Genomic DNA, 22925 nt, shown 5'->3' on the forward strand with positions numbered 1-22925 from the left:
GTTTCACTTACCTGCTCACGTCCCCCGTCGTTGACACCCAGGACGGTTCTCCGTGACCACTCACGCCCCTTCCGCCACCGGCCCGCTCGGTGCCGCCCCGCTCCGCTATTTCCGCACCCGGGCCGCCGGGCCCCGCGACCCGCTCGACACCGCCGTCCGGCTGGCCCGATCCGGCCTGTTCGACCGGCACGCCGTCTACGAACAGGACGGCAGATGGTGGTTCGCGGGCGGCGAACTCGGTTCTGTGACGGTCCGTCAGGAATACGTGACCGCCGAGTGGCACGGCGTCCGGCAGGTCACACCGCGCACCACGGAGCATGCGATACGGGAGCTGGGCGCGGCGCTCGCGGACGTGCCCGTGGCCGACTGGCGCGGCTACGGCTGGGTCGCCTTCGAGAGCGCCGCCGCCGCGGCCGGGCGCCCGCCCGCCGACCCCGACCAGGTGCTCGCGCAACTCTTCGTGCCGCGGGTCGAGGTCGAGATCGGCGCGGGATCGCTCGATCTGCGCTGCGCCGACGCCGAGTTGCTGCAACGCGTCCTCGCCGCCGCCGGCGCCACCTCCGACGACGCGCCGCAGCCCGCCGTACGCCCACTGGACGTGGAGGCGGAAGGTCCCGCCGCGTACGAGGCCGCCGTCGCGGACGCGGTGGCCCGGATCGGCCGCGGCGAACTGGAGAAGGTGATCCTCTCCCGCCCGGTCGAGGTGCCCTTCCCGCTGGACTTCGCGGCCACCTACGCGGCCGGCCGCCGCGCCAACACCCCCGCCAGGTCCTTCCTGTTGGACCTCCCGGACGTGCGGGCCGCCGGATTCAGCCCGGAGACCGTCGCGGAGGTCACCGCCGACGGCTGGGTCACCTCGCAGCCGCTGGCCGGCACCCGCGCCCGGCACACCGACGACCCCGAGCAGGACGCCAGGACCCTGGCCGAACTGCGCACGGACGTCAAGGAGATCTACGAGCACGCCGTATCGGTGCTGCTCGCCGACACCGAGATGCGCGCCCTGTGCGCGCCCGGCTCCGTCGCGGTCGACGAATTCATGGCGGTCAAGGAGCGCGGCAGCGTACGGCACTTGGGCTCCCGCGTACGCGGCAGGCTGCGGGCCGACCGCAGCCGGTGGGACGCCTTCGCCGCGCTGTTCCCCGCCGTCACCGCCTCCGGCATCCCCAAGCCCGCCGCCTACGAGGTCATCGCCGACAACGAACCCGGCACCCGCGGGCTGTACTCCGGCGCCGTGCTGCGGGCCACCGCGGACGGCGACCTGGACGCGGCACTCGCCCTGCGCACCGTCTACACCCACGAGGGCCGGACCTTCGTGCGGGCCGGCGCCGGCATCGTCGCCGTCTCCGATCCGGCCCGCGAATACCGCGAGACCTGCGAGAAACTCGCCAGCGTGGCCCCGTACCTGACGCCCGATCAGGAAGAAGACGCCGCACGGTCGCGGACCACCGCCCGGCCGTAACGGCGCGCCCGCCGGGCCCCGTGCGGCCCGCCCCGCCCCGATCACCCCGCCCGCGAGGAGAGGACGACCCGCATGCAGCCCGGATGCGTACCGTGGCCACCCGACGAAGCCGCCCGCCACCGCCGCGACGGCTACTGGACCGACGAGCCGCTCGACACGCTGCTGCGCCGCTCCGCCGCCGAGCACGGCGACCGTACGGCGGTGGTCGGCGGCGGAGCGCGGATGACGTACGCGGAACTGGACGCCCGCGCCGACGACTTGGCGCGCGGCCTGCTCGCGCTGGGCCTTGCGCGCGGCGACCGGATCGTCGTCCACCTGCCCAACCGCCCGGAATTCGTCATCGTCACCTTCGCCCTGCTGCGGATCGGCGCGCTGCCCGTGTACGCGCTGCCCGCCCACCGCCTGCGGGAGATCGGCCACTTGTGCGCCTTCTCCGGCGCCCGCGGATATGTCGTCCCCGACCGCTACCTGGGGCACGACTACCGCGCGGACGCCCGGGGTCTGCTCGCACGGCCGGACATCGACCTGCCGCATGTGCTGGTCGCGGGCGACGCACAGGAGTTCACCGCGCTGGACGCCGTGGAGGCGGCGGGCCGGGACCGGAGCGGCGAACCGCTGCCCTTCGCGGGACCGGCCGACGACGCGGCGCTCTTCCTGCTGTCCGGGGGCACCACAGGGCTGCCCAAGCTCATTCCGCGCACCCACAACGACTACACCTACAACGCCCGCGCCTCCGCCGAGGTGTGCGGCTTCGACCGGGACACCGTCTACCTCGCGGCGCTGCCCGCCGCGCACAATTTCGCGCTGGCCTGCCCCGGGGTGCTCGGCACGCTCGCCGTCGGCGGCACCGTGGTGCTGCCGGACGACCCCAGCCCCGACGAGGCGCTGCGGCTGATCGCCGAGGAGCGGGTGACGGCGACCGCCCTCGTACCATCGCTGCTCGGCCTGTGGCTGGACGCCCAGGAATGGCTGCCCGAGGACGTCTCCAGCCTGCGGCTGGTCCAGGTCGGCGGCGCCAAACCCGACGCCGCGACCGCCGCGCGGGTCCGCCCCGTGCTCGGCTGCGCGCTCCAGCAGGTGTTCGGCATGGCCGAGGGGCTGCTCAATCTGACTCGCGCCGACGACCCCGAGGACATCGTCCTGACCACCCAGGGCCGGCCGCTCAGCCCCGCCGACGAGGTGCGGGTCGTGGACGACGAGGGGCACGACGTACCGCCGGGCGCCGTCGGCCAGTTGCTGACCCGCGGCCCGTACACGCTGCGCGGCTACTACCGGCTGCCCGAGCACAACGCCCGGACGTTCAACGAGGGTTGGTACCGCACCGGGGATCTCGTACGGCGGCTGCCGAGCGGCCACTTGGTCGTGGAGGGCCGGATCAAGGAAGTCATCAACCGGGCCGGGGAGAAGGTGTCCGCCGAGGAGGTCGAGGAGCAGCTCGCCGCGCACCCGGCGGTCCGGCAGGCGGCCGTGGTCGGCGAGCCCGACCCCGTGCTCGGCGAGCGGATCGCCGCCTTCGTGGTGCTGGAACAGGGCCTCGGCTGCCCGAGCGCGGCCGAGGCCGGGGAATTCCTCCGGGCGCGCGGTCTGGCCGGATTCAAGGTCCCCGACCGTCTGACGGCGATCGGCTCCCTCCCGCTCACCGCGATCGGCAAGGTGGACCGCAAGGCCCTGCTGGGTGCGGCGACCCCGCCGCAGCCCGTCCCGCCCGCCGGGTGACGGCGGGCACGACCGGGAGTCCGGGCCGCCGGGCGGCGCGGCGCACGCCCGGCGGCGCCGTCCGGCATGCACCACGCGGCGCCGTCCGGCATGCGCCACGCGGCGCCGTCCGGCATGCGCCACGCGGCGCCGTCCGCCCGGACGGCGCCGCCGATGTGTTGAGGCTCCCGATCGCACGCCTCGCCGCCGGCCTACGCCAGGTCGGCCTCGGTGGTCAGCGCCGGGTCGTCAGGGTCGCCGCCGGCGGCCACCGCCGCCTGGTAGGCGGCGAAGACCTCGATGTCGCGCTGGTCGCTGGTGAGCGACCGCTTCCAGTACGCCGCCGCCTGCAACTGGGGCCTGGGCAGGCCGCGTTCGTCCAGCAGATGGCGGCGGACCGACCGTACGGCGGCGGCCTCGGCGCCGATCCAGACCTGGGCGTCGGCGAACGGCCGGTCCAGGCCGCGTACGGCCTTCTCCAGCAGGCCGCTGCCGGCCTCGGGCGCGCCGCCCCGGTACAGCCAGTGCACCTCGGCGCCCGCGGGGGCCGCGATGTCGATCCGGTCCGCCTCGTCCCGCACCTCGATGAGGGCGACGACCGGGGTGTCGGCCGGCAGCGACTCGATGATGGTGGCGATCGCGGGCAGCGCCGACTCGTCGCCGGCCAGCAGATGCCAGCCGGCCTCGGGGGAGGCGAAGAATTCATGGCGCGGCCCGGCGAGGCCCACGAGGTCGCCGGGTGCCGCGTGCCGCGCCCAGACGGTGGCCGGGGTGTCGCCGTGCAGCAGCACGTCCACGGTCAGCTCGTTCGCCGCCGGGTCCACCGAGCGGACGGTGAACGCCCGCATGATGGGCGGCACCGCTCCGGGCTCGTACCCCGGCATGCCGTCGGCGCCGATCACCGGCAGGTGTACGGGGCCGCGCCCGTCCGGCGGGAGCAGGAATTTCCAGGCGTCGGCGGGCAGCGCGCCGTCCGCGCACCCCGCGAGATCCGGTCCGCCGATCGTGATCCGGCGGATCCGCGGGGCCGGTTCCGCGGTCCGCACCACCTCGGCGCGGCGTATCCGGACCTGCGGGCGGCTCAGACGGGTACGCCTGCGCAGCTCCTCCTGGATCGGGGGCATGAGCACTCCTTGCGAAGAACATCGGGCGTCGAGCCGCGACATCGGATCGTGGCATCGGACCGTGACATCGGGAACGTAATGAAGGTATGCCTAACCAAAGTTATTGACAACATGATGTCGCTAAAGGGGCGCCGGGCACCGGACGCGGCCTCTCGCGGTGGGGGAGAATAAGGCCCATGACCAGGAACAGTGAGCCGGTCGAGTCGCGCCGGCCGGCGGAGCGGCCGGGGGCCGTCCGCGGTCTGCGCACGCCCCGGCTCGGCCGGCCGCCGCAGGTGGACCGCGAGGCGATCATCAAGGCGGCGCTCACCGTCGGCTTCGGTCAGCTCGGCATGAGCAGCGTCGCGCAGGAGCTGGGGATCAAGCACTCCACGCTCTACCGCTACTTCCCGACCCGCGACGCGCTGATCTCAGCGGCCGTGGACGCCGTGGTGACGGACACGCGGTGGCCGGAGCCGAGCGGGCAGTGGCGCGGCGACCTGGGCGACCACGCCTGGGCGACCTTCCACCTGCTCGACCGGTACGCGGGCCTGGCCGGACACATCGTCTCGCTGCGGATCGACTCCGCCGCCTACGGCGAGGTCAGCCACCGGATGGTCACCCACCTGGTCGACCTCGGCTTCACCGCCGAGAACGCGATACTCGCCTACGACCTGGTGCACGAGCAGGTGCTGATGTTCTTCCTGGCCGGGCAGCGCAGGGACGAACCGGCGAAGACCGCCGACCAGGCGGCCGACCTGCGGCGCGAGATGCTGCCCGACGCGCTGCCGTCGGTGGACCCGCGGCTGCGGGAGGCGCTGACCGGCATCGTCAACGGCAGCCCCGGCGACTGGTTCGCGCGCAAGCTCGATGTGCTGCTCGACGGCCTCGTCGTCCTGGCCCCAACGCGGTAGTGGGCGCCGCCCCCGAAGGCGGCGCCCACTGTCCTGACGGCGGGCGTCCGTCATCACACCGCGAGTCGGCTCACACCGGTTCGAGGCTCCGCCGCCGCGAGGTCGCCGGGCGCATGTCGGTCCAGGCGTGGGCGACCTGCGCCAGGCACGCCGACCGGTCGCCACTGATACCGGTCTCGCGCCAGTGGTCGGGCACGGGTACCGTCGCCGACCACAGCGAGAACTGGCCCTCGTCATTGATGAGGACGGACCAGGTCTCGTCCGGCGAGGCGGCCTTCGCCGCGCCCGCCGCCGCGGTGCGCGCGCCGGCCCGCGCCAGGAACGGGCAGGCCGGAGTCGACCCCTCGGCGCTGTCGGGCAGGAAATACTGCCGCCACTCCCGGTTGCCGTCCTCGCCGTGATTGCCGAGTTCGACCGCAGGCTCCATGCCGTCGAACCGCCGGATCCGGTTGCGGATCACCTGCCGGGCCTTCGCCCCGCGCGGTGTGTCGGCCTCCAGGCCCTCGAACACCCAGCGGGGCTGGAAGGTGATCATGAAGCCCGGATTGTGGCGGCTGTGCCGGGTCGTATGGGCCGGGGTGTTGCAGACGACGAAGATCTCGGTGCCGCCGTAGCTGAACTCCCACCACAGATCCTCGGGATCCAGCGGCGTCGACTCCGGCCAGGGCTCGGTGTCGCCGTCGTGCAGATACTGCAGCACCGCCCAGAAGCGGTGGAAGTACTCGTCCAGCGTGCGGGGTTCGTCGTCGGGCCGGAAGAGCACCACGAGCGAGGTGTCCTTGCCGAGCTGCCGGTAGACGTCGAGGTATTCGCGGAGGATGTCCGCGAGCGGCGCCCAGGTGCTCTCGTCGTGCGGGCTGTCGACGAAACCGAAGCGCAGCGACTGCTTCTTGGCCGCGGCCACGGCGAAGGTGCAGGGGAAGGGCCGCTCCTGGTCGAGGAGCGTCTCCAGCAGACCTTCCGCTGCGGCCGTACCCCATGACGGGGTGCTGCCGATGGTGCGAACGGCGGGCAGGGCGGCGGGACTTCGGGACATGTGCGGGGACTCCGTCCGGAGGAGGGAAACGGGAGACGGTCGACGGGCGGGCGGCGTGCCGGGGTCCGGGGGCCGAGCGCCCCGGACCCCGGCGGACGCCGTCAGAACCGCTGGTACATCTCCTCCGGGATGATCGGCTGGTGGTAGGTGCACTCGCCGGACAGCACCGTCGAACCGTGCAGCCGCGACACCGGGATCAGCACCTTGTCGCCCTCGTGCAGGTCGATCTTGTGCGTGACGTTGTTCCAGAAGTGCATCTCGCCCTTCTCGATCATCACCAGCCGGTGCTCGTTGTGCACATGAGTGGTCGAGGTCTCCTCGTTGCTCTCGACGAAGGTGTCGAGGTCGACGGTGATGTTGTTGTCCTCGATGTAGCGGTGGATCGCCTCGGCCTTCTTCTGGTGAGCCGGTATGTCGTCGGCCCACGCGAGCTGCAGCGCCAGGTCCTCGTCCCACAGCTGGGCCAGCCACGCGGCGTCCACGAAGCCGTTGTGGAAGCGGCCGACCGCCTCGGGGCCGTAGAGCCTGCTCAGTGGCGCCACCCAGCGGTCGGTCAGTTCGCGCAGGTGGCCCGAGTCGCGGCCCAGGTGGTCGAAGAGCGAGGACCGCACCCCGAGCCCGTCCTCGAAGACGTCGGCGAAGCGGCCCGCGGTGACCGCCTGGTCGATGCCGTGGTGCAGCAGCGCGCCCAGGAACTCCGGGTACTTCTCCCGGTTGCGCGACAGCCAGTGCAGGTGATTGCCGCGAGCGAGCGACGTGCCGAGGTAGAGCTGCCAGTAGGCGCCGGTGGTGGTCCGCAGGCCCGCGCCCTCCATCAGCGAGCGGTACTCGTCGTGCAGCCCGGCCCAGGTGCGGTAGTCGTCCAGCAGCGTGATCCGCGCGCCGGGGTGCTCGGCGTCGTACTCGCCGAGCGCGGCCCGCCCGATCGCCATGCGGCTCGCGGGCAGGTACGCGCTCAGCTGGAGCAGCGTGAAGGTCGCGGACGCCCTGCGGTCCTGCGTGGACAGCGCGGCGACGAACGCCTTGCCCGACTCCTCGCGGCGCCGCTCGTGGTACGCCTCGATGTCGGCGACGACCTGGTCCTGGCTGTAGCCGGCCAGCGGCTTGCGCTCGGACTCCAGCAGCCCGAACAGGTGCTGTTCGAGCACGGGGGCGGCGAGCGCGCCCAGTACGCGGTTCTCCTCGCTGTAGAACGTGGCCGCGTCGGTCGCGGCCGGGCCGTCTACCCCGCCCGACGGCGGCAGGAACAGCAGCTCGGTGTCGTAGACATTGCGCAGCATGCGGTGGCCGAGCAGCGCGCTGAGTTTGAGCGCCTTCGCGACGGGCATCTGCTTGCTGTAGTCGAGCCACGCCAGATCGTCGGGCCGCACCGGCCTGCGGTACGGATTGTCCTCGGTGGTCAGCTCCTCCCATTCCGCGGCTCTGAACGCCGGGTTGGCCGCGAACGCCTTGACGACGTCGTGCAGTTCCCCGGTGGCGAGACGGGCGAAGGTCTCCGAGTACTTCACGGGCATGACGGGTCCTCCAGAGGAAGCGGGCGCGGGCATGCGGAGGCGGCGCGTGCGGGGCACACGCCGACCGCACGCGTCGCTGAACTTAGGTAAGCCTTGCCTTACTTCCTCGGCACGTCAAGACCACTTGCCGTCACATGCGTCACGGTCGTACGTTCCGCGCCGTCCTACGGTCCCCGCGGCGGCCCTTCCGTCACCGCGGTCCGTTCGTCACCGCGGCCCTTCTGTCGCCGCGGTCCCTGCGTCATGGCGTCAGGACGATCCGCCCGAACACCTCGCCCGCGTCCATCTTCCGGTGGGCCAGCTCCGCCTGATCCAGCGGCAGCACCTCGTGCACCACGGCGGGCAGCTCCCCGCGGCCCGCGGCGGCGAACTGCTCGGCCCGTACCGCCTGCCGGTCCGCGAGCGGCACGACGTCGGAGCTGAAGGTCGCGAAGGACAGCGACCTCTGAAAGGCGCCGATCAGCGCCGAACCGAAGTCCGCGGGCGGCGGACCCGCGACCATGCCGACCGTCACCATGCGTCCGCCGGGCCGCAACAGGCCGAAGAACGCGGGCAGTTCGGACCCGCCGACGATGTCCACGATCACGTCGTAGCCGGTTGGCGCCGCCGGATTCCCCGCACCGGCGAGATCATCGCCCGAGCGGTCCAGGACATGCGTCGCGCCGAGCGCGCGCAGCCGCTCGCCGCGCTCGGCCGACGACGTCGTGACGGCGACCGCGCTCGCGCCCGCCAGCGCCGCGAGCCGTACGGCGAGGATGCCGATGCTGCCCGCCGCGCCCCGCACCAGCACCGATTCGCCCGGTGCGAAGTGGGCGTGCGCCAGCGCGAAATGGGCCACCACGCCCGAACTGCCGAGCGTCACCGCGTCCACCGGGGACAGGGAGTCGGGCAGCGGCAGGATCTCCTGCGCCGAGGCGAGCGCCCGCTCGACATAGCCGCCGCCGGTCCCGGTGAACGCCCACACCCGGCGGCCCGCCCACGAAGGGTCCACCCCGGCGCCGACCGCCGTGACGGTGCCCGCCACCTCACTGCCGGGGATGTGGCCCTCGGTGAATCCGTACCCGGACAGGATGCCGCTGCGGATCATGACGTCCACACCGCCGACACCGATCGCCTCCGGAGTGATCAGCACCTGGCCGGCGGCGGGCGCGGGCTCGGGGAGATCGGTGACCTCGAGGCCCTCGGGGGCGCCGAACGTCCGGATCGTGACTGCCTTCACGTGCGTGTCTCCTTGTGCGCCGGGAACACCCGGGCCTGCGGCGTCCGGGGATGATCGCGACGTTAACGGACGCCCCCGTCCGTTTGGCTAAAGTGAGAGCGGTGACCGATCGTTTGCCTCATACGCTGCGTTCCGACGCCCTCGACAACCGCGAGCGGATCCTCGAGGCGGCCCGCGCCGTCTTCGCCGCGGACGGCCTGAACGTGCCGATGCGGGAGATCGCCCGGCGCGCCGGAGTCGGCCCCGCCACCCTCTACCGGCGCTTCCCGACCAAGGAGGCCCTGGTCACCGAGGCGTTCATGGAACAGCTCTCGGCGTGCCACGCCATCGTCGACGAAGGGCTCGCCGATCCCGATCCCTGGCACGGCTTCTGCCTGGTGATCGAGAGGATCTGCGAGCTGCACGCGCGCGACCGCGGCTTCACCGCGGCCTTCATGTCGGCTTTCCCGCACGCGATCGACTTCGCGACCGGACGCGACTACGCGATGAAGGCGATCGGCGAGCTGGCCCGGCGGGCCAAGGCCGACGGACGGCTGCGCGACGACTTCGTCCTGGACGACCTGATCCTCGTCCTGATGGCCAACGGCGGCATCCACGCCGCCTCGCGCGCCGCCCGGGTCGCCGCCTCCCGCCGCTTCGCCGCCCTGGCCGTCCAGGCGTTCAGCGCCGCGCCCGAACACGGCCCGCTGCCGCCCGCCGCCCGGCTCGCGCTCGCCGTACGGCGCGGTCTCGTCTGACGGGCGGCGGGGCGGCGACGTCTGTGGCAGCCGCGGTCAGCCGGCGGCCGGGCCGCGGACATGGTGCCGGCCGATCGGCAGCACCAGCGGCGTCGCCGAGACCTCGTCGGTGACGATCCGGCACTCCATGCCGAAGATGTCCCGCACCGCCTCCTCGGTCACCACCTCCGCGGGCGGGCCCTCCGCCGCGATCCGCCCGTCCTTCATCGCGATGAGGTGATCGCCGTAGCGGCACGCCAGATTGAGGTCGTGCAGCACCGTGACGACGGTCGCGCCGCGCTGCCGGTTCAGATCGGTGACCAGGTCGAGCACCTCCACCTGATGCGGCAGGTCGAGATACGTCGTCGGCTCGTCCAGCAGCAGCACGCCGGTGCGCTGCGCCAGCGCCACCGCGATCCACACCCGCTGACGCTGCCCGCCGGACAGTTCGTCCACCGACCGCTCGGCCAGATCCAGCGTGTCGGTCGCCGCCAGCGCTTCCGCGACGGCCTCGTCGTCGGCGGCCGTCCACCGCCTGAACCAGCCCTGATGCGGGTAGCGGCCCCTGCCGACCAGATCCACCACGCGGATGCCGTCCGGCGCCACCGGCGTCTGCGGCAGGATCCCCAGCCGCGCCGCGACCTGACGCGTCGGCAGCCGGTGGATGTCCTGCCCGTCAAGCAGCACCTCGCCCGCCGCCGGCGTCAGCAGCCGTGCCAGGCCCCGCAGCAGCGTCGACTTCCCGCACGCGTTGGGCCCCACGATCATCGTCACCCGGCCGGTGGGCACCTGCGCGGTCAGCCCCTCGACCACGGTCCGCCCGTCGTAGCCGAGCCGCAGCCCGCGCGCGGCGAGCGTACTCGGCGCCTGCGCCGGTTCGCACGGGGGCTTCGCCGCGCCGGCCGCCTCGGGCGACGGGTGGTCGGCTGCGGGGCGCGGGGATGTGCGGGTGTCGGGCTGGGGCATCGGGGGACTCAACCTCCCTGGCCGACGCGGTTGGCGCGGGCCAGTAGCAGGAGCAGTGCGGGGGCGCCGAGGACGCCGGTGACGACGCCGACCGGGAATTCGGTCGGGCCCAGCAGGTGCTGGCCGGTGAAGTCGCAGGCGAGCATGGTGACCGCGCCGGTGAGCGCGGACAGGGTCAGGGCGGGGCCGCGGCCGTGCACGAGGCGGCGGGCGAGGGGCCCGGAGAGGAAGGCGACGAAGGCGACTGGCCCGGTGGCGGCGGTGGCGACGGCCGCGAGACAGACGGCGAGGCCGATCAGCACCAGGCGGCTGCGTTCGACCCGGACACCGAGCCCGGTGGCGGTGTCGTCGCCGAGGGAGAGCACCGGCAGCGAGCGTACGGCGAGGCAGACCGCGGGCAGCAGCGGTGCCAGGCACAGCAGCAGCGCGCGGGCCAGCGGCCAGTCCGCGGCGCCGAGGCTGCCGGTCAGCCAGAGCAGCGCCTGCTGCGCGGTGTAGACGTCGGCGCGGGTCATCAGGAAGGACACGATGCTGGAGAGCCCGGCGGCCACACCGATGCCGACGAGGACCAGCCGGTATCCCGTCACCCCGCGCCGCCAGGCCAGCAGATAGATCGCCAGCGCCGTGACCAGGGCGCCGGCCACCGCGAGTCCGGACACCGCGGCGCCGCCGAGCCCGAACACCACGATCGCCACCACCGCCGCCGCACTCGCGCCGGACGTGATGCCGATGACGTCCGGGCTGGCCAGCGGATTGCGGATCAGCGTCTGGAAGACGGCACCCGACAGCCCGAAGGCGGCCCCGGCCGCGAGCGCGGTCAGCGCCCGTGGCAGCCGTACCTTGAGCACGATGAAGTCGGTGGCGCCGTCCCCGTGCCCGGTCAGCGACCGCAGCACATCGGGCAGCGGCACCGAAAAGCTGCCGACGCACAGCGACGCGCAGAACAGTCCGGCCACGCACAGCACGAGAGCGAGCGCCACCGCGCCGGTCCGGGCCCGCGGCCGGGTACGGGCCGCGCGGACCGCCCGTACGGCCTCGACTTCCTTGCCGGTCTTGCCGGTCTTGCCGGACCCGGCGGGCCGCGCGACGTCGGCCGCGGGCGCCGCGCTCACAGCCTCGCCTGCTTCCCGCGCCGGACCAGCGCGATGAGCACCGGCGCACCGAGCACCGCGGTGACGATGCCGACCTGGATCTCACCCGGCCGCGCCACCACCCGGCCGACCACGTCGGAGACCAGCAGCAGCGCCGGGGCGACGAGCATCGAATACGGCAGCACCCAGCGGTGGTCGGGCCCGGTGAAGGACCGCACGATGTGCGGCACCGTGAGCCCGACGAAGCCGATCGGCCCGGCCAGCGCGGTGGCCGCCCCGCACAGCAGCACCACGGACGCCGCGCAGAAGACACGCGCCGCGGCGATGTTCTGGCCGAGGCCGCGGGCGGTGTCCTCGCCCAGGCTCAGGGTGTTGAGCAGCCGCCCGGACCCCAGCGCGCACACCGCGCCGACCAGCAGGAAGGGCCCGGCCTGGCCGGCGACGGACAGTTCGCGGCCGGCCAGCGAACCGACCTCCCAGAACCGGAAGCGGTCGAAGGTCGCGGTGTCGGTGAGCAGCACAGCGGTGGTCAGCGAGGTCAGACCCGCGCTGACGGCCGCGCCCGCGAGCGCCAGCTTGACCGGTGTCGCGCCCTCGCGGCCCAGCGACCCGACGAAGTGCACCAGCAGCGCGGCCACCGCGGCGCCCACGAAGCCGAACCACACATAGCCGGTGAAGGACGTGATGCCGAAGACGCTGATCGCGGTCACGACGGCGAGCGAGGCGCCCGCGTCGACCCCGAGCAGACCGGGATCGGCCAGCGGATTGCGGGTCAGCCCCTGCATCACCGTGCCCGCGAGACCGAGCGCGGCGCCCGCCAGCAGACCGACGACGGTACGCGGCAGCCGCAGCGAGGTGACGATCGTCTGGTCGGCGTCGCCGGAGTCGTGATGGAAGACGGTGTCCAGAACGGTGCCCAGCGGCACGGACTTCGCCCCGACCGCCAGGCTCAGGACGACCGCCACGGCGAGCACCGCGACCGCCACGACCAGCCCGCCGCCGAGCACCGCCGTACGGTCACGGCCGGGTGCGGGGCGCGGCGCGCGGACCGGTCCGCCCGGCGGCGCGGCATCGGCCGCGGCCGGTGCCGGGGCGGGCCCGCTACGGGCTCGCAAGACGTTCATGGACCACTCCTCGGCGCACGTCACCCGGGTGAAAAGTAAGGGCAGGCTAACTTAAGAGGTGTGGCCGTTCTGCCGCCCCTTGCGGCGAATCGCCCTGCCGGGGTGCGGCAGGTCAGCGGTAACAAGACATCTTGTGTCGCTGTCCGGACATCCGGAGCGGCCTCTCCCGCGGGCGTCCCGACGCCGTCCCGGACGGTCGCGCGGCCGCTCCGGAGTGCCGAATTCCGGGCCGGGCGGGGGAGTTGACCGCGGGCGGTTCGCGCGGCCGACCGACGACATCGCCTGCCGCCGCTGACCTGTTGCCGATATCTGGTGACCGGGCCTCGAATCCACTGCGGAAAGCCGCGCTTAGGGTAACCAAAGTTAGGTGAACCTAAGTTTCCGCTCGGAGGTCCCCATGTCCCTGCCGCCCGGTCCCGGTCCGTCGCGCCCCGCCCGCCGCACCCTGCTCGGCGCGGGCGCCGCAGGCGCCGCCCTCTTCGGGCTCGCCGCCTGCGGTTCCGGCGGCTCGGACTCCGACGCCGGCCCAGGATCCAGTGGCACGGCCGGCACCAAGAGCGGTGCGAAGGACGGTGCGAAGGGCACCCGTACCGTCGACTCCGCCAAGGGCCCGATCAAGGTCCCCGCACAGCCCAAGCGCGTCGTCGCCATCAACGACTTCCCGATGTCCGCGATGTTCGACCTCGGGCAGACCCCGGCGGGCGTGTTCAACGCGGGCGAGGAGTACGTCCCGCAGCGCGACCTCGACCGCTGGAAGAAGATCCCCAAGGTCTCCAACGGCGTCGGCGGCGCCATCGAGGTCGAGAAGGTCGCCGCCCTGCGCCCCGACCTGATCATCGGCATCGATGTGCAGGCGAATCTGCCGTACAGCCAGCTGAGCCAGCTGGCGCCGACGGTGCTGCTGCCGTTCTCCAAGTCCAAGGCGCCCTGGCGTGACATGGCCGACCAGACCGCCGCCGTCCTCGGCGTGCCGACCGCGCTCGACCAGCTCAAGAAGCGCTACACCCAGCGCGTCGCCGACATCAAGCAGAAGTACGCCGCCGTCCTCGGCCGCGTCCACTGGGACCTGCTCCAGGGCGGCTTCGACGAGGGCCAGTGGTGGCTGTACGGCGCCGGGTCGCCGATCGGCGGCATCCTCGCGGACGCGGGCGCCCAGTTCGCCACCGCGAGCAAGCGGCTCGCGGTCCAGCAGGCCGTCTCCTACGAGCTGGTCACCGGCAAGCTGTCGGACGCGGACGCGATCTTCTACTACACGACCAACGACGGGAAGCCCGCCAACCTCGGCCCGAAGCTGTTCGCCCAGAAGTCCTTCCAGCAGCTCCCCGCAACCAAGGCCAAACACCTGTTCGGCAGCATCTACTTCCTGCCCGGCGGCTACGAGGACGCGATCGGCGCGCTCGACGACTTCGAGAAGGCGCTCTCCGCGCTGTGACGGCGGCCGGGACCGGGGACGACGTGCGCGGGCGGGCGGTTCAGGGCGCCGACGCGGCGAAGTACGCGCCGGGCGTACGGCCCGTCTCCTGCCGGAAGGCCGCGATGAAGGAGCTGGGCGTGGAGTACCCGACCTGGAGGGCCACCGCGGCCAGCGGCCGGTTGCCCGCCATGTGCTCCAGGCTCGCGCGCAGCCGCGCCCTGGTCCGCCAGCGGCCGAAGGACATCCCCGTCTCGGCGCTGAACAGCCGGGCCAGGGTGCGGGCACTGGCCCCCACCTCCCGGCCCCAGTCCTCCAGCGGCCGGTGGTCGGCGGGCACCGCCAGCAGGGCCTCGGCCACCCGGCGGGCCCGGCCGTCGCGCGGCATCGGCAGGTCGATCGTCGTCACACCGACCGGCCGCAGCAGGTCGAACATCACCGCCTCCGCCCGCGTCCTGGGGTCCGACTCCAGGTCCGGGTCGGCGAGATGGGTGATCAGCTCGCGCAGCAGCGGCCCCACGGCGACCACCGTCGGCTGCGCCCACGTCACCGGGCAGCGGTCGGGCTGTACGTACACGCTGCGCATCCGGGCCTCGCGGCTCGCGCTCGTGGTGTGCGGCACCGCGGCCGGTATCCACAGCGCGAGCGTCGGCGGCAGCACCCATGAATGCGCGCCGATGTCGACGGCCAGCACACCGGTCGGCGCCCACACCAACTGGTGCACGTCGTGCTCGTGCTCGCCGAAGCGCTGGCCGCGCGCCATGTCGAAGTTCACCACGCGCAGCGCTTCGGCGCGGGCGGGCGGCGGCGCGGCGCGCTCCGCGGAACGGTCGACGGCGGCTTGTCTGTTGGGCGACATAAGTGTGCACGATAGCCCATTTACGCCACCGCGCCTGGCGCGTACTGTCGCGGTGGCCGCCGCACGGCCCGCCGCGGAGTCCCCGTCACTTCTACGACGGCCACCCCGTGGCGTATGAACCACCCGCACCGCAGAAGGTCCGTCCCGGGCCAGGAAAGAGCGAACTCCTCCCCATGCCCGAGACGCCACCGCCCGCCCCTGCCGGTCCGTCCGGCACCGTCGGCCCGCTCCGCGCCGCCGTCCGCCAGGTCCGTGGCAGTCTGACCGCCGCGGTGCTGCTGCGCAGCGGCCACCAGGCGGGGGAGGCGCTGGTGCCGGTCGTGGTCGGTGTGGTGGTCGACCGGGCCGTGGACGGCGGCTCCGGCCGGGAGCTGGCCGCCTGGCTGGCCGTGCTCGCCGCGGACTTCCTCTTCCTGTCGCTCTGCTTCCGCTACGGCTCCCGGGCCACCGTCGCCGCCGCGGAACGCTCCGCGCACGGCATCCGCGTACGCCTCACCGACCGGATGCTCGCGCCCGACGGGACCGCGGGACGCGGCCGGATGCCCGGCGAACTGATGTCGGTCGCCGTCTCCGACGCGCAGAACGTCGGCCGGTTCACGACCTCCATCGTGCAGGCGGTGGCGTGCGCGGTCGCCCTCGTGCTCGGCGCGGTCCTGCTGCTGCGGATGTCCGTGACGCTCGGTCTGCTGGTGCTGCTCGGCACGCCCGCCGTGCTCGTCGCCGTCCATCTGCTCGGCCGGCCGCTGGAGCGTCGCGGCGCGGCGGAACAGGCCGCAGCGGCCCGCGCGTCCGGCACCGCCGTCGACTTCGTCGCCGGGCTGCGGGTCCTCAAGGGCCTGCGCGCGGAAGGCCCCGCGTACGCCCGCTACGTGGACGCCAACCGCACCAGCCTGCGGGCCACGATCGCCGCCGCCCGCTTCGAGGCGCTGATGGACGCGGCGGCTGTGCTGCTCGGCGGGGTGCTGGTGACCGCCGTCGCCCTGGTCGCGGGCCGGCTCGCCGTCCAGGGCCGGATCAGCCTCGGCGACCTCATCGCCTGCACCGGGCTGTGCCAATTCCTTCTCGGCCCGACCCAGGGACTCATCTCCGTCGGCCCCGACTTCGCCCGCGCCCGCGCCTCGGCCGGCCGCGTCCGCGCGGTACTGGACGCGGCGGCGCCGAACGTCGCGGGGCGCGACGCGGCCCTGGCGGACGGCGGTCCGACCGCTCGGGGCGCCGGGGGCGTCCCCGGCGCGTCAGCGGTGCCGGATGGGTCGGTGCCGGATGGGTCGGCACGGCACATGGCGGAGCGTGACGCGGTACCAGCGGGCGGCGGTCAGGCGGTCGTCGCCCCGACCGCTTCGGGCGCCGCGGGTGTCCCCGGCACGTCAGTGATGCCGGACGGGTCGGCGCCGAATGTTGCGGGGCGCGACGTGGCCCTGGCGGACGGCGACTTGGCAGCCGCGGACCCCGCAAGCGTCCCCGGCACGTCGTGGACGGATGGGAGCCCGACCTCGTCGGGCGGCACGCCCGTGTTCGGCGGCGGACCGGCTCGCGCGCTCGAACTGCGGGCGCTGACCTACGGAAAGCTGCGCGGCATCGAGCTGACGGTGGCGGCGGGGGAGCACGTCGGCCTCGTCGTACCGGATCCGTCGGCCGTCGCCGATCTGATGGCCTGCCTGAACGGTGAGGCGCGGCCCGAGAGCGGCGTCGTGCTGCTCGACGGAGCGGCGGCCAGTGACGCCGGCGCGGCCGGGCTGCTCGTCGCCCCGCACCACCCCTTCCTCTTCGACGGCACGATCCTGGACAACCTCGACTCAGGACCCGAGGGCAGCACCCGGCGCCCCGCGGCGGACGGCCTGCTGCCCGCCGCGCCGGACACCCGGGTCGGCGAACGCGGCGCCTTCCTCTCCGGCGGACAGCGGCAACGGGTCGCCCTCGCACGGGCGTTGGCCGCCGACCCGCCGGTCCTCGTGCTCGACGAGCCGACCACCGCCATCGACTCGGTGACCGAGGCACGGATCGCCCGCACCGTCACCGAGGAGCGGGCGGGCCGTACGACGCTGATCGTGACGACCTCACCTGCACTACTCGCGGCCTGCACACGCACGGTCCTGATCGCCGACGGCGTCGTGGCGGCCAGCGCCCGCCACGCCGAACTCGCCGCCGCCGAACCCGCCTACCGCGCGGCGGTGTTCGCATGAGCGCCCGTACCGCGACGGCGGCGGACCGGCAGGACACGGCCGCGGACCTGCTGCCCACCGCGACGCCCCGCAGAACCGCCCGCGCCGTCGTCGAACTCGTCGGGCCGCACCGCCGACTTGCACTGGTCACGGTCGCGGTCTTCGTTGCCGAATCGCTGGTCGGCCTGGTCGGGCCGCTGGCGCTCGGCCGGATCGTGGATGCGGTCCAGCAGCATCGGGGCGACCATCCGGTCGTCGTGGCCTCCGGCGTGCTGCTCGCCGCGGTGCTGGCCCAGGCCGTCCTGACCGCGCTCGGCCTGCGGCTGACCGCGCGGGTCGGCGAGACCGCGCTCGCCCGGCTGCGCGAGCGCGTCATCGCGAGCGCCTTCGCGCTGCCCGCACAGCGCGTCGAGCAGGTCGGCGCGGGCGATCTCGCGGCGCGGATCGGTGACGACGCCACGCTGGTGGCGGGCGCGCTGCGCAATGTGCTGCCCAATGTCGCGGGCGCCGCGCTGACCATCGGCTTCACCGTCCTCGGACTGACCGCGCTCGACTGGCGGTTCGCGCTCGCCGGGCTGTGCGCGCTGCCGATCCAGATCGTCACCCTGCGCTGGTACCTGCGGACGTCGGGACCGCTCTACGCCGCCCAGCGGATCGCGGGCGGCGAGCGGACCCGGCAGATCCTCGAATCGCTGTCGGGCGTCGACACCGTACGGGCCTTCCGGCTCACCGAACGGCAGACGGCGCGCGTCGCGGACCGCTCGGCCGCCGCGATGGACTATGCCCTGCGCGCCGTCACCCTGCGCTCGCGCTTCTTCGGCCGGCTCAACTCGGCCGAATTCACCGGCCTCGGGCTGATCCTGTGCGTCGGCTACTGGCTGGTGCACTCGGGGCACGCGGGCGTCGGCGAGGCCACCGCCGCCGCGCTCCTGTTCGTCCGGCTCTTCGACCCGGTCAACATCCTGCTCGGCCTGGCGGCGACCGCCCAGGAAGCGGCGGCGGGCCTGGCACGTCTGGTCGGTGCGGCGGACCTGGGCGCGGCGGACGCCACCGCCACGGCCCCCGCCCCCGCGAGGCCGGGCTGTGCGGCTCCCGACCCCGCCGATCCTGACCCCGCGAATTCCGCGACCGTCGACCCCGACACAGTCCAGGCACCGGCGGGCGTCGCGCGCGGGTCCGTATCCGGCCCCGACGGATTGGCGCGGCTCACCGCCGTGCCCGCTCCCAGGGCGGCGGAGGCCGAATGTCCGGTGGAGGCCGTTGACGTCCGGCATGCCTATGTCGAGGGCCGGCCCGTGCTGCACGGCGTCACGCTCCGGCTGGCGCCGGGGGAGCAGGTGACCCTGGTGGGGACGACAGGGGCGGGCAAGAGCACGCTGGCCCGGATCGTCGCGGGCGTCCATCCGCCGACCGCCGGGCGGGTGACCGTCGGCGCGCGGGGCCGGGCGGGACGGCCGGCGGTGCTGCTGCTCGACCAGGACACGCACGTCTTCGCCGGTACGGTCGCCGACAATCTGCTGCTGGCCCGCCCCGACGCGGACGAAGCGGCGCTCGAGGCGGCGCTCGACATGGCGGGGGCCCTGGCGTGGGTACGGGCGCTGCCGCAGGAGTTGGCGACACGGATCGGTGCCGGGGGAGCCGCGCTCACCCCCGTACAGGCCCAGCAACTGGCGCTGGCCCGGCTGGCGTTGGCCGACCCGCCGGTCGCGGTGCTCGACGAGTCGGCGGCCGAGGCGGGCAGCGAGGGCGCCAGGACGCTGGAGGCCGCGGCCCGTACGGTGCTGGCCGGCCGGACGGCACTGGTGGTCGCGCACCGGCTCGGTCAGGCCGCGGCGGCGGACCGCGTCGTGGTGCTGGAGGACGGCCGGATCGTCGAGGAAGGCCCGCACGACGACCTCGTGGCGGCGGGCGGCCACTACGCCGAACTGTGGAGCGCCTGGTCCGCCCGGGCGGCCGTCCCACCCGGGGCATGAACCCCCGGATAGAACAAGGGAGTTCGCGCTCAGCCCGCGCCGCGTACGTCCCGGCCCGCCGCGGCCCAGTTCTCCGTCAGGTGGTCCAGATACGACTGGGCGAGTGGTCCGAGGGTGACACCGCGGGCGAAGGCCAGCATGTTGCCGGGGCCGGTGTTGTAGCCGAGAGCGAGCAGCTGATCCTCCGTCAGGGACGTGGCGCGGTGCGCCGGAAGCTGCGCGGCCAGGTCGTGCAGATACCAGGCCGCCGCCTCGACGGCCAGCCCCGGATCGTCGGGCAGCTCCTCCCAGTCGCGGTCGGCGAAGTCCCGGCCCCGCTTGGTCTGGTCGAAGGCGGCCTTGTGCATGTTGGCGATGCCGAAGGCGGCGTCCGGCTTGAGCTTCTGCCAGGCCCGTTGGAGTGCCGGGTCGTGCGGCTTGTAGTCCTCGTTGTAGAGGATCGCCATCAGCACCTGAGGGTCGATCCCGGCGCGCGCCGCGTACCGCTTCACCTGTCCGGCGTATTGTGCCACCCCGTCGCCCGCGCCGGCCGACGGTCCGGGCGGCCCGGTCGTCGCGCCCTCCGAGGGCCCGGCGGACGCGGAGGAGCTGGGCAGCGTGGTGGCATCGGTCGCCGTGCGGCTGCCGACGCCGTCCGAGTCGTGGCCCCGGCCCCCGGCGGCCCACCCGGCCACCACCAGCGTCGCCAGGACGACCCAGGGCCATCGCGCCCGAGGCTTGTCCACGTCGCACCGCCTTCCCGTCCCGGCCACGGCGACTCCGCCGCCGCCCGTCGGGTCCCGCTGAGACCTGCCGCCACCCGCTGTCACCGTACGGGCTGCGCGCCCGGCCCGCCGTTCCGCGCCGGCCCGGCGCGGCCCGGGCCGGCCACCGCGAGGAACACTTCAAAGATTGCGCAATCGTGGAACCACGTCCCCCGAATCCACGTTCTTACCGGCAAGAAGCACAAGGAGCGGCGGACGCAGGCGGAAAGAGGAGACGGCTCGTGGGTGTGACTCTGTCCAAGGGTGGCAATGTCTCGCTGAGCAAGGAGGCGCCCGGTCTGACGGCGGTCACCGTCGGCCTGGGCTGGGACGTGCGCACCACCACGGGCGCCGATCACGACCTGGACGCCTCCGCGCTGCTGTGCGACGCGAACGGCAAGGTGCTCAGCGACCGGCACTTCGTGTTCTTCAACAATCTGGAGAGCCCGGACGGCTCGGTCGTGCACAGCGGCGACAATCTGACCGGCGGTGGTGACGGCGACGACGAGCAGATCAGGGTGAGCCTGGCGACGGTCCCGCTCCAGGTCGACCGGGTGGTCTTCCCCGTCTCCATCTACGAGGCCGAGAAGCGCGGCCAGAGCTTCGGCCAGGTGCGCAACGCCTTCATCCGCATCGTCAATCAGGCCGACGGCAGGGAACTGGCCCGCTACGACCTGACCGAGGACGCCTCCACGGAGACAGCGATGATCTTCGGCGAGCTGTACCGCAACGGCGCCGAGTGGAAATTCCGCGCCATCGGCCAGGGGTACGCCTCCGGCCTCGCCGGAATCGCGACCGACTTCGGCGTCAACGTCTGACACCGCCGGTCCGCCCGATGAGCCGGGGCCGCCCCTCCCACCCCCCCGGGGGCGGCCCCTCCCCCCTCCGAGAGGGGGCGGGTTGTGAGATGACCCACCCGCGAAACGGTCATTACGCACAGATACGTCGGTGAGAATGCTGAGTGACGGTTGTCGCTTTGCGCAACCGTGCAAGCGGTACGGGTGGCCGCCCGACGCAGGACACACGGCCGCCCGAGGCGCTCGCGCCGAGCCCGGCCGCTGCCCGAGCGGCCCGGCGGCGGGCCGCCCCCGCACACCGCACCCGCCCGCGCGGCCCCGCGCGGGCATCCAGGAACCATCGCCGGCCCCCGGGCCCGCCCACGCGAGGAGAGCCAGATGACCGACCCGCGGGAGAGCGCCGACGGCGCACGCCCCGGCGACGGCCCGGCGCCCGCGCCCGGCGGCCGGGCCGCCGCACGCGCCGCGGCCCGCCGGGCCGGCCGCCGCTCCTCGCGGCGCGGACGCCGCAAGCCGGTCTCGCGGCTGCGCCGTGTGCTGCGGACCACGGCGATCTGCACGGCCGTGACGGTCGTGGTCGCGGCCGGCGCCGGCGCCTGGTTCTACGAGCACCTCAACGGCAACATCCACAGCGTCTCGCTCAGCGACGGCGCCAATGGCGACGTCGGCGGCAAGGAGAAGGCCGACGCCTTCGGCCGTACCCCCATCAACATCCTGGTGATCGGCTCCGACGGCCGGAACAACGCCACCGACTGCAAGCTCGGCGGCGGCTGCGGCTCCGCCACCTCCACCTCGGGCCGCAACGCCGACGTGGAAATGGTCGTGCACGTCTCGGCCGACCGCAGCAACGCCACCGTGATGAGCATCCCGCGCGACACCATCACCACCGTCCCGGCCTGCAAGAACCCCGACACCGGGGCCGCCACCCCCGGCTACCGGGGAATGATCAACAGCGCGCTCGCGTACGGCCCCGCCTGCCAGGTCGCCACCGTGCACCAGCTCACCGGCATCCCCATCGACCACTTCGTGATGCTCGACTTCTCCGGCGTGGTGAAGATGTCCGACGCCGTCGGCGGGGTCTCGGTGTGCGTCAGCGACGACGTCTACGACACCTACTCGCACCTGAAGCTCGCCAAGGGCCGCCACACCCTCAAGGGCGAGGCCGCGCTCGAATTCGTCCGGTCCCGGCACGGCTTCGGCGACGGCAGCGACCTCGGCCGTACGTACGCGCAGCACACCTTCCTCAGCGCGATGATCCGCAAGTTCAAGAGCGCGGGCACGCTCACCAATCCGGCCGCCGTCTACCGGCTCGCGGACGCGGCCACCAAGGCGCTCACCGTCGACACCGGCCTCGGCAGCGTCAACCGGCTGATCGGCCTCGCCAACGACCTGGACAAGGTCCCGTCCAAGCGGCTGATCTTCACCACCATGCAGACCGGCCCCGACCCGACCGACCCCAACCGGGTCGTGGTCGGCAAGGGCGCCACCGAACTGTTCGCGACCATCGCCGACGACCAACCGCTGACCACCGCGGACGGCGCGAAGACCAAGCCGTCGGGGGCCGCGACCTCCGCGGCGCCCAGCCCCACCGTGCCCGCCGCGCAGATCACCGTCCGGGTGCAGAACGGCACCGGCATCGGCGGACGGGCCACCGCGATCGCCGCCGCGCTGACCGCCAAGGGCTTCGCCCCCGGCACCTCGGCCGGCAACGCGCCCGCGCCCGCGGCGAGCACCACCCTCACCTACGGCCCGTCGCAGAAGGACCAGGCGCAGACCGTGGCCCGCGCGCTCGGTCTGCCCGCCGCGCATCTGAAGCAGGGCGCGGTCGCGGGCCTGACGCTGGTGATCGGCGCCGACTGGCGCACCGGCTCCGCTTTCCCCGGCGGCACCGCCGCCGCCACCCCCGCCGACACCAAGGCCGCCGTCTCCAACGCCCATGCCCAGACCGCCGACCAGGGCTCGTCCTGCGCCCAGGTGAGCCACTTCAAGACGGTCAGCGTCGGCGGCGTCCCGATGACCCCGAGCCAGGCGTACGCCGTCTCCACCAAGAAGAAGGACTCCGCGCCCTGAGCGCCCGGCCGTGCTGCCGAGCGCCGGTCCGTGCACCGGGAAACCGGCCCGATCCGTACCCCGAGAACACTTC

18 protein-coding genes are annotated in these 22925 nt (G+C 73.7%); 9 read left to right on the forward strand and 9 right to left on the reverse strand.

The genetic code is table 11. The annotated features are described in order from the left end of the window. The first annotated feature begins 52 nt into the window (after nt 1-52). Nucleotides 53-1459 (forward strand): salicylate synthase, encoded by a 1407-nt coding sequence (locus BM076_RS07690; protein WP_177246363.1) that lies wholly within the window; start codon nt 53-55, stop codon nt 1457-1459. A gap of 72 nt (nt 1460-1531) precedes the next feature. Beyond that, a complete protein-coding gene (locus BM076_RS07695) occupies nt 1532-3175 on the forward strand; it encodes a (2,3-dihydroxybenzoyl)adenylate synthase (RefSeq protein WP_093712600.1) in 1644 nt (547 codons plus the stop codon). A 191-nt stretch (nt 3176-3366) separates the two neighbouring features. On the opposite strand, the gene BM076_RS07700 is transcribed toward BM076_RS07695, so the two are convergent. Beyond that, entirely contained in the window at nt 3367-4278 is a 912-nt protein-coding gene (locus tag BM076_RS07700; protein WP_177246364.1) for a siderophore-interacting protein, read from the reverse strand. A 176-nt stretch (nt 4279-4454) separates the two neighbouring features. On the opposite strand from BM076_RS07700, the gene BM076_RS07705 reads away from it, so the two are divergent. After that, nucleotides 4455-5171, forward strand: a complete 717-nt coding sequence (locus BM076_RS07705; RefSeq protein ID WP_093712602.1) for a TetR/AcrR family transcriptional regulator — start codon at nt 4455-4457, stop codon at nt 5169-5171. Between the two features lie 70 nt (nt 5172-5241). Here the strand turns inward: BM076_RS07705 and BM076_RS07710 are convergent, their stop codons facing one another. The 3 genes from BM076_RS07710 to BM076_RS07720 form a co-directional block, all read right to left on the reverse strand. Beyond that, nucleotides 5242-6207, reverse strand: coding sequence for a YqcI/YcgG family protein (locus BM076_RS07710; protein ID WP_093712603.1), 966 nt, complete (start codon nt 6205-6207; stop codon nt 5242-5244). Between the two features lie 101 nt (nt 6208-6308). Further along, nucleotides 6309-7721: a cupin domain-containing protein gene (locus BM076_RS07715; RefSeq protein WP_093712604.1), complete on the reverse strand. Its 1413-nt coding sequence runs from the start codon at nt 7719-7721 to the stop codon at nt 6309-6311. A 241-nt stretch (nt 7722-7962) separates the two neighbouring features. Next, entirely contained in the window at nt 7963-8940 is a 978-nt protein-coding gene (locus tag BM076_RS07720; RefSeq protein ID WP_093712605.1) for a zinc-dependent alcohol dehydrogenase family protein, read from the reverse strand. Nucleotides 8941-9041: 101 nt separating this feature from the next. Between BM076_RS07720 and BM076_RS07725 the strand changes: the two genes are divergently transcribed. Then, nucleotides 9042-9677: a TetR/AcrR family transcriptional regulator gene (locus tag BM076_RS07725; protein ID WP_093712606.1), complete on the forward strand. Its 636-nt coding sequence runs from the start codon at nt 9042-9044 to the stop codon at nt 9675-9677. Nucleotides 9678-9713: 36 nt separating this feature from the next. Here the strand turns inward: BM076_RS07725 and BM076_RS07730 are convergent, their stop codons facing one another. The 3 genes from BM076_RS07730 to BM076_RS07740 are packed head-to-tail and all read right to left on the reverse strand — an operon-like array spanning nt 9714 to nt 12837. Next, a complete protein-coding gene (locus BM076_RS07730; protein ID WP_093712607.1) occupies nt 9714-10622 on the reverse strand; it encodes an ABC transporter ATP-binding protein in 909 nt (302 codons plus the stop codon). An 8-nt stretch (nt 10623-10630) separates the two neighbouring features. Further along, nucleotides 10631-11734 (reverse strand): FecCD family ABC transporter permease, encoded by a 1104-nt coding sequence (locus BM076_RS07735; RefSeq protein ID WP_093712608.1) that lies wholly within the window; start codon nt 11732-11734, stop codon nt 10631-10633. Beyond that, nucleotides 11731-12837: a FecCD family ABC transporter permease gene (locus BM076_RS07740; RefSeq protein ID WP_093712609.1), complete on the reverse strand. Its 1107-nt coding sequence runs from the start codon at nt 12835-12837 to the stop codon at nt 11731-11733. Before BM076_RS07740 ends, BM076_RS07735 begins: the two co-directional genes overlap by 4 nt. Before the next feature lie 397 nt (nt 12838-13234). On the opposite strand from BM076_RS07740, the gene BM076_RS07745 reads away from it, so the two are divergent. After that, on the forward strand, nt 13235-14269 hold the full coding sequence (locus BM076_RS07745; protein WP_093712610.1) for an ABC transporter substrate-binding protein: 1035 nt from the start codon (nt 13235-13237) through the stop codon (nt 14267-14269). 40 nt (nt 14270-14309) lie between these two features. Here the strand turns inward: BM076_RS07745 and BM076_RS07750 are convergent, their stop codons facing one another. Then, entirely contained in the window at nt 14310-15107 is a 798-nt protein-coding gene (locus BM076_RS07750) for an AraC family transcriptional regulator (RefSeq protein WP_407640631.1), read from the reverse strand. Between the two features lie 173 nt (nt 15108-15280). On the opposite strand from BM076_RS07750, the gene BM076_RS36000 reads away from it, so the two are divergent. Then, the gene (locus BM076_RS36000; protein ID WP_093712611.1) at nt 15281-17290 is read left to right on the forward strand and encodes an ABC transporter transmembrane domain-containing protein; all 2010 of its coding nucleotides are present in this window, start codon (nt 15281-15283) and stop codon (nt 17288-17290) included. Beyond that, nucleotides 17287-19242 (forward strand): ABC transporter ATP-binding protein, encoded by a 1956-nt coding sequence (locus tag BM076_RS07760; protein ID WP_093712612.1) that lies wholly within the window; start codon nt 17287-17289, stop codon nt 19240-19242. The genes BM076_RS36000 and BM076_RS07760 overlap by 4 nt, the downstream gene beginning before the upstream one ends. Before the next feature lie 29 nt (nt 19243-19271). Here the strand turns inward: BM076_RS07760 and BM076_RS07765 are convergent, their stop codons facing one another. Next, nucleotides 19272-19967, reverse strand: coding sequence for a transglycosylase SLT domain-containing protein (locus BM076_RS07765; RefSeq protein WP_093712613.1), 696 nt, complete (start codon nt 19965-19967; stop codon nt 19272-19274). 260 nt (nt 19968-20227) lie between these two features. On the opposite strand from BM076_RS07765, the gene BM076_RS07770 reads away from it, so the two are divergent. Both BM076_RS07770 and BM076_RS07775 read left to right on the forward strand, forming a co-directional pair. Continuing rightward, complete coding sequence (locus BM076_RS07770) at nt 20228-20803, forward strand: TerD family protein (protein WP_093712614.1); 576 nt, start codon at nt 20228-20230, stop codon at nt 20801-20803. 357 nt (nt 20804-21160) lie between these two features. Further along, nucleotides 21161-22852, forward strand: a complete 1692-nt coding sequence (locus tag BM076_RS07775; RefSeq protein ID WP_093712615.1) for an LCP family protein — start codon at nt 21161-21163, stop codon at nt 22850-22852. Nucleotides 22853-22925: the final 73 nt, after the last annotated feature.

This window comes from Actinacidiphila alni (assembly GCF_900112845.1).
GTDB classification, from domain to species: Bacteria; Actinomycetota; Actinomycetes; order Streptomycetales; family Streptomycetaceae; genus Actinacidiphila; species Actinacidiphila alni.

Coding starts and splice junctions, on each gene's coding strand:
- BM076_RS07695 (WP_093712600.1), top strand. CDS start 1,532: ATGCAGCCCGGATGCGTACCGTGGCCACCCGACGAAGCCGCCCGCCAC.
- BM076_RS07775 (WP_093712615.1), top strand. CDS start 21,161: ATGACCGACCCGCGGGAGAGCGCCGACGGCGCACGCCCCGGCGACGGC.
- BM076_RS07705 (WP_093712602.1), top strand. CDS start 4,455: ATGACCAGGAACAGTGAGCCGGTCGAGTCGCGCCGGCCGGCGGAGCGG.
- BM076_RS07750 (WP_407640631.1), bottom strand. CDS start 15,107: ATGTCGCCCAACAGACAAGCCGCCGTCGACCGTTCCGCGGAGCGCGCC.
- BM076_RS36000 (WP_093712611.1), top strand. CDS start 15,281: ATGCCCGAGACGCCACCGCCCGCCCCTGCCGGTCCGTCCGGCACCGTC.
- BM076_RS07730 (WP_093712607.1), bottom strand. CDS start 10,622: ATGCCCCAGCCCGACACCCGCACATCCCCGCGCCCCGCAGCCGACCAC.
- BM076_RS07745 (WP_093712610.1), top strand. CDS start 13,235: ATGTCCCTGCCGCCCGGTCCCGGTCCGTCGCGCCCCGCCCGCCGCACC.
- BM076_RS07715 (WP_093712604.1), bottom strand. CDS start 7,721: ATGCCCGTGAAGTACTCGGAGACCTTCGCCCGTCTCGCCACCGGGGAA.
- BM076_RS07760 (WP_093712612.1), top strand. CDS start 17,287: ATGAGCGCCCGTACCGCGACGGCGGCGGACCGGCAGGACACGGCCGCG.
- BM076_RS07700 (WP_177246364.1), bottom strand. CDS start 4,278: ATGCCCCCGATCCAGGAGGAGCTGCGCAGGCGTACCCGTCTGAGCCGC.
- BM076_RS07740 (WP_093712609.1), bottom strand. CDS start 12,837: ATGAACGTCTTGCGAGCCCGTAGCGGGCCCGCCCCGGCACCGGCCGCG.
- BM076_RS07710 (WP_093712603.1), bottom strand. CDS start 6,207: ATGTCCCGAAGTCCCGCCGCCCTGCCCGCCGTTCGCACCATCGGCAGC.